Annotated in this window: 6 protein-coding genes; all 6 read left to right on the forward strand. The window is 50.5% G+C overall.

What is annotated here, in order from left to right; all coding sequences use genetic code 11:
• Window positions 1-57 precede the first annotated feature (57 nt).
• The 6 genes from EDM21_RS23800 to EDM21_RS23825 all read left to right on the forward strand — a co-directional run bounded on the left by EDM21_RS23800 (window position 58) and on the right by EDM21_RS23825 (window position 6,658).
• Window positions 58-1,836, forward strand: a complete 1,779-nt coding sequence (locus EDM21_RS23800) for an acyl-CoA dehydrogenase family protein (RefSeq protein ID WP_157338864.1) — start codon at window positions 58-60, stop codon at window positions 1,834-1,836.
• A gap of 32 nt (window positions 1,837-1,868) precedes the next feature.
• Window positions 1,869-3,689 (forward strand): long-chain-fatty-acid--CoA ligase, encoded by a 1,821-nt coding sequence (locus EDM21_RS23805; protein ID WP_157338865.1) that lies wholly within the window; start codon window positions 1,869-1,871, stop codon window positions 3,687-3,689.
• A 161-nt stretch (window positions 3,690-3,850) separates the two neighbouring features.
• Window positions 3,851-4,225, forward strand: a complete 375-nt coding sequence (locus EDM21_RS23810; RefSeq protein ID WP_235918346.1) for a PaaI family thioesterase — start codon at window positions 3,851-3,853, stop codon at window positions 4,223-4,225.
• 180 nt (window positions 4,226-4,405) lie between these two features.
• The gene (locus tag EDM21_RS23815) at window positions 4,406-4,954 is read left to right on the forward strand and encodes a chromate transporter (RefSeq protein ID WP_084783532.1); all 549 of its coding nucleotides are present in this window, start codon (window positions 4,406-4,408) and stop codon (window positions 4,952-4,954) included.
• A 98-nt stretch (window positions 4,955-5,052) separates the two neighbouring features.
• A complete protein-coding gene (ytxJ, locus tag EDM21_RS23820) occupies window positions 5,053-5,394 on the forward strand; it encodes a bacillithiol system redox-active protein YtxJ (protein ID WP_166542165.1) in 342 nt (113 codons plus the stop codon).
• A gap of 262 nt (window positions 5,395-5,656) precedes the next feature.
• Window positions 5,657-6,658 carry a DMT family transporter gene (locus EDM21_RS23825; RefSeq protein ID WP_157338867.1) on the forward strand — a complete coding sequence of 334 codons (1,002 nt, stop codon included), beginning with the start codon at window positions 5,657-5,659 and terminating at the stop codon, window positions 6,656-6,658.
• Window positions 6,659-6,834 lie beyond the last annotated feature (176 nt).

Below are 6,834 nucleotides of genomic sequence, written 5' to 3' on the forward strand. Positions count from 1 at the left end.
ACATGAACTAAAGCAAGCTCCTATCCGCATATGAATCCATTAAAGGAGAGATCAGAGATGCTTGAGACGATAATCGTAAAAGGCGGAAGCTTTGTCATTGAGGATTTGGATGTAAATGCCCTGGTTACTCCGGAGGACTTTACGGAAGAACAGCGAATGATGATGGAGACGACAAGGGATTTCGTGGAGAGGGAAGTGCTTCCGAGGGATGAAGAAATCGAGAAGCTGGACTACGGGCTTACCGTGAAATTGATGCGCAAAGCCGGGGAACTCGGCCTGCTTGGGGCAGATGTGCCGGAGGAGTACGGGGGACTCGGCCTGGACAAAATCAGCTCCACCGTCATTAACGAGACTCTGTCCAAAGCCTCCTCTTTCGCGTTATCGATCGGCGCGCATGTAGGGATCGGCACATTGCCGATTGTGTTCTTCGGGACGCAAGAACAGAAGAATAAATATTTGCCTGAACTCGCCACCGGCGAGAAAATCGCGGCCTACTGCCTGACGGAGCCAACCTCGGGATCAGATGCGCTCGGCGCCAAAACGACGGCAAAGCTCTCGGAAGACGGGGAATCTTATATTCTGAACGGCTCCAAGCTGTATATTACGAATGCGGGCTTCGCGGATATCTTTATTGTGTATGCCAAAGTGGACGGCAAAGATTTTACGGCTTTTATCGTGGAGAGGAATATGGAAGGCTTATCGGTGGGACCGGAAGAGAAGAAGATGGGAATCAAAGGATCATCGACGTGTCCGCTGTATTTTGAAGATGTCCGCGTTCCTGCCGGCAATGTACTGGGGGAAATCGGACGCGGGCATATTATTGCCTTTAATATTTTGAACATAGGTCGATTCAAGCTTGGAGCCGGTTGTCTGGGAGCATCCAAAGAAGCGATAGAACTCAGTTCGAAATATGCCAATACGAGAACGCAATTCGGTCAGCCGATTTCTTCGTTCCCTCTGATCGGGAAAAAACTGGCCGAAATGAATATCCGCACGTATGTCACCGAAAGCATGGTGTACCGGACATCCGGCATGATTGACAAGGCGCTTCAGAATCTGGACCATGCCAGCGATGAAGCGGGTCAACAGTCAGCCAAGGCGATTGCGGAATATGCGCTTGAATGCTCCATCAATAAAGTATTCGCCTCTGAAGCACTTGATTTCATCGCGGATGAAGGTGTTCAGATTCACGGAGGCTACGGCTTTATTCAAGAATATAAAATCGAACGGATTTATCGCGACTCGCGGATCAACCGTATTTTTGAAGGAACCAATGAAATCAACCGTCTTCTGATTCCGGGCACCTTGCTCAAGAAAGCAATGAAAGGGGAAATCGATTTACTGGGCAGAGCACAAGCCCTCCAATCCGAACTGCTGCAGCTGGTTCCAGGCCAGACGTTTGACGGCGTATTAGAGCAAGAAGCTCATCTGGTCAGTATGGCCAAAAAAGTGTTTCTGATGGCTGGCGGATCGGCCGTACAGAAATACGGCATGAATCTGGAAAAACAGCAGGAAGTGCTGAGCAACCTGGCGGATATGATGATCCAGATCTTTGCGATGGAAACGGTTCTTATCCGTACCCGTAAGCTTACGGGGAAATCCGGAGAAACCAAAGCGCAGAATGCGATCCAGATGACCGAGGTTTACGTGCACGAAGCTTTCTCTGAAATCGAACGTCTTGCCAAAGATACGCTGGCTGCGATGGAAACCGGCGATGTGCTGCGGACCCAATTGTCTGTGCTTAAGAAGCTGACCCGCAGCATACCGGCAGACGCAGTCGGCCTCAAACGGCAAATTGCCGCTCGTGTCATCGCCTCTGAGAAATACGTCATTTGACGATCCGGCTCCCGGGAAAGGGATGATCTTGTATGGATTCAGCTAAGCCTTGGCTGCATCACTACGAAAACGAAGTCGCCTCGACTTACGAATATCCCAAGCACAATCTTGCACATTTTCTCGTTCAAGCGGCTGGGAAATATCCGCAGAAGCCCGCAATCTATTTTATGGGAAAGAGAATGAACTACGCCAAGCTGCTGGATGCCTGTTACCGGTTTGCGAACGGGCTGAAGCAGCTCGGTGTCAAACAGGGGGAAAGGGTGGCGATCATGCTGCCCAATTGCCCCCAATGCATCATTGCTTATTACGGAGCATTAATGGCAGGAGCCATTGTTGTGCAGACCAACCCGCTGTATATGGAAAGGGAGCTGGAGCATCAACTGGTGGATTCCGGTTCCGTAGTCATGGTTACTCTGGATCTTTTACATCCTAAAGTTGTACCGTTGATGTCCAGAACGAACCTGCGCCACATGCTTGTGACTTCCATTAAGGACTATCTGCCTTTTCCGAAAAATGTCCTGTATCCGATTAAAGCGAAGCGGGACGGGGCAGATTTAAACGTAGACTGGAGCGATCAAATCCGCTCTTTCCGCACGCATTTATCTTATGCTTCGTCTGATCCCGTGATGGCTGAAGTGGATGCGGCAGAGGATGTTGCCCTGCTGCAGTATACAGGGGGCACTACCGGGCTGTCCAAAGGCGTGATGTTGACACATCATAACCTGGTGGTGAATACCGTGCAGGCAGCCAAGTGGTGTTACCGGTCCAAGGACGGTGAAGAAATATATTTGGCAGCGCTTCCATTTTTTCATGTCTTTGGAATGACTGTTCTCATGAATCAAGCGATATTGAAGTCAGGGATGCTCGTACTTATACCTAAGTTTGATATTGAAGTAATTCTCCGGATGATTGCGAAGCTGAAGCCTACTATATTTCCGGGTGCGCCCACCATGTATATCGCACTGATCAATCACGCCCGAATCCGGGATTATGATCTTTCTTCTATTAATGTGTGTCTTAGCGGCTCGGCTCCCCTTCCGCTTGAGGTCCAGGAGCGGTTTGAAGAACTAACCGGAGGAAGACTCATTGAAGGATACGGACTGACGGAAGCTTCACCGGCCACACATGTCAATCCAATCTGGGGGGACCGCAAAATCGGAACGATCGGGCTTCCTTTTCCAGATACGGAATCCAAAGTGATTGATCCGGCCACCGGAGAAGAAGCGGCTGCAGGCGAGATCGGGGAACTGGTTGTCCGGGGTCCGCAAGTTATGAAAGGATACTGGAACCGCCCTCATGAGACGGCAGCGGTTCTCCGCGATGGCTGGCTCTATACAGGCGATATGGCAAGGATGGACGAAGAGGGTTACTTCTCTATTGTTGACCGGAAGAAGGATATCATTATTGCGGGCGGATTTAATATCTATCCGCGTGAAATCGAGGAAGTGCTGTTCGAGCATCCAGCCGTCAAAGAGGCTGTAGCAATTGGTGTTCCCGACCCCTACCGCGGTGAGACGGTGAAAGCCTTCATTATTATCCGTGACGGTGAAAGTCTGTCGGCTAAGGAAATGGATGTCTGGTGCCGTGAACGCCTTGCAGCCTTTAAAGTTCCCCGTCGTTACGAATTCCGGACCCAGCTGCCCAAGACGATGGTGGGTAAAGTGCTCCGGCGCAAACTTCTCGAAGAAGAGATGGAACTGCTCAGCAGGGACAGGGAGCACGAGAATCACGAGAAGCACGAGAAGCACGGGAAGCACGAGGTTCCGGGGGACTCCGTTAGAGAGCAGGCCCCGGGAAGCCGGAATCCGAGTCCGTCCAAGGTAGACGAAGAAGAGGAAAAGGAAAAGGCATGAGGAAGCGGGCCGCGGGCGGATTCCGCTCTGCTGCCCATCCACTAATGAAAAGTCCCTGACCGGGACTTTTTCTTTCCAGTATGTCCCGTTATAATGTCGCTATAGAGAAGGGAGGGAGACTGGTGGAACAAGAAAGCTTGCTGCACCCCCGCTATCAAGAGATGATCGATCAGGCAAAAGACACATTCTGGGACTATTTGGGCTGTGAACTGCTGGAAGCTAGTACGGAGAAGGTCGTCATTCGCCTGAACGCGCAGCAGCACCATTTGAATCTCATCGGCATTGTCCACGGAGGCGTTACCTCGTCTCTGCTCGATAATGCGATGGGTATCGTGCTCATGCTGGCGAGACCGGACGAGAAGATTGTCACAACTAATTTGAACGTACAATTCGTTGCGCCTATGCAGCCGGGCGAGCTGATTGTGACGGCTGAGCTCGTGCATCAGACGCGCAAGATGCTGACGGCCAGCGGCCGGGTGACCGATGCACAGGGGCGTCTGGGGACGCTGGGTACGGGTACGTTCCGGGTCATCTAATGAAAAGAAGCTTGTAAGGGCGCTGCGTTAGCGCCTTTTCTGGCGGGAGACCTGGCCGATTGTTGTCAGGTCTTTTCCTGCGGTACCGGAGTATCCGTCAGAAACTTTTTCCCGTGTGTGGATGATTTTGGGGTATACTAGGAATAAATTTTGAAAGCCTAGCAAGGACAGGAGTGGCAGATGACAGTGATGAAGCTGTGGGAATTGTTTGTGGCCTTCGGCCGTTCTACCATGCTTGGCTACGGGGGCGGCCCCTCCATCATTCCGCTTTATGAGAACGAGGTGGTAAGCCGGTTCGGCTGGATGAACAAAGAGGAGTTCGGACAAGCGCTTGCCTTCGGCAATGCTCTTCCCGGACCTATTGCGACTAAGCTGGCGGCCTATATCGGGTTTAAAGTCGGAGGCTGGATGGGAGCCGCAGTCGCCATAGGAGCCGTGGTACTGCCAACGGCTATTCTTATGGTGGCCCTGGTCGGCGTAATGAGCAAACTGAACGGGAACCCGGTGATCCGGGGAATGATCAAAGGCGTACAGCCGATTATTTTTGTCATGCTGGCTATGCTGGCGTATGACTTCGCGAAGTTCGGCTTCGGTACGACAGAAGGTCCGGTGAAATTTCTTCCATTTCTGCTGGCGGCCGGATATTTTATCATGGTACAGTATTTAAACATAAATCCGGTATGGGGAATTATCGGCGCGCTAATTATCGGCGCTCTATTTATCCGGTAGGTTGCTGCACAAGATGAACGCTGCATTTGTACATACGGATTGATTTCTTTATAATGACTAGTATCCCGATAAAAGAACGAGGAAGGAAGCGGTGCTAAGTGGCTAACTGGACTGAAATAACGACCGTAGAAGAATGGACCAATCTCCTGGAGAATTCCACAGACAAACCTCTCGTCATCTTGAAGCATAGTACGACTTGCCCGGTAAGTGCGAGTGCGCTGGAAGAATACGACGATTATCTGGGCAAACAGCCCAATCAGGAGGTCGGCTACTATCTCGTTAAAGTGATTGAGTCCCGCCCTGTTTCGAACAAAATTGCCGAAGACATCGGTGTCAAACACGCATCTCCGCAAATTTTGTATGTGAAGAACAAAGAATCCTACTGGAACACGTCTCACTGGTCGGTGACGGCTAAACACATTGCGGCGGTTCTTGATTAACAACCAGAGCTGCAATACCAATATATACATCTAGTATTGATAAAATCATATACGATATACTGTGGCTACGGATGATTATCGTGGAAAGTAGTCATCCGTCGGATCTTTTTTTCATAACCTTTACTCCTTTGCGGGTAAAGGTTATTTTTTTGCGCGTGATACTAGAAAATAATGGAAGGAAAATGCCGTACACAGAGGAGGTTAAATCAGGTATACTTGTTCGGGATTCATAAAATTGACCATTGGAAGAGGATTACTGAACATGACAGCACAAACGACTGACAAACCGCTTTTTCCTGTATGGATTGCTTTTGTTGTAGGGATCATAGGAATTTCTTTCTCCGCTATTTTCGTCCGCTGGAGTTCCGCTCCGGTAGCTGTAACCGCTATGTACCGTTTGCTTCTGACTACCCTAATCATGCTTCCGTTTTTGTTCCGGTACACACAGGAAATTAGGAACATTCGCTGGAAATCCCTAGCCTGGTTAATCAGCTCCGGTTTTTTCCTTGGGCTTCATTTTCTGCTCTGGATGGCCTCGCTTTCCTATACAACGGTTGCTTCGTCGACTGCTCTACTGACACTGGAGCCTATTTTTGTTATGGGCGGCGCCTATCTGATTTTCCGGCAGAAAAGCAGTTTGGGAACGATAGCCGGTATTCTGATCGCGATGATCGGAGCGGCTATGATCGGCTGGGGGGACTTCCGCTTCTCCGGTGAAGCACTGCGCGGGGACATCCTGTCCGTGGTGAGTGCCGCGGCCGTAGCCGTGCATATGCTGATCGGTAAATCGATGAGAGAGTCGATGTCTGCGTTTGTCTACAGTTTCTTTGTTTTTCTAGCCGCAGGCGCTGTGCTCGGCCTCTATAATATCGCGCAGGGAACTCCTCTGACTGGCTACAGCCAGACAGACTGGACTATGTTCCTGCTGCTTGCGATCGTACCGACTCTGTTCGGTCATTATTTATTTAACTGGCTGCTTAAATATATGAAGGCCGCCACAGTGTCGATGAGTGTGCTCGGGGAACCCCTTGGCTCTACGATCTTGGCTTATTACCTGCTGAGTGAAGCGATTACAGGCATCCAGGTCGGCGCAGGTTTGCTGCTGCTGTCCGGCATATGGCTGTTTATCCGCAGTCAGGGCAGAGAAACCGGACAGGATGAGCTGCTTGCGACTCCTGCGGTTCCTGCGCCTCTTCCCGAGAAGCCGGTCGCTTCCGGTGATGCGGCGGCATCAACCGTTAACCAGCCGTCAACATCCAGGTGAGAGAAACCGCACAAAATCTTAAAAGCAGGCCGAACTCATAAGTTCGGTCTCAGATTGCAGACAAACTCCTTTGTTCCGAATGGAACTCAGGAGTTTGTCTTGTTTGGAGAAATAAAAAACTCAAAAATGCAGTAAGTTTCTGTTTTGAGCCACCGGTTCTCCAAAGCCAGGTGGCT

The organism is Paenibacillus lutrae (assembly GCF_009757775.1).
Taxonomy (GTDB): Bacteria; Bacillota; Bacilli; order Paenibacillales; family NBRC-103111; genus Paenibacillus_F; species Paenibacillus_F lutrae.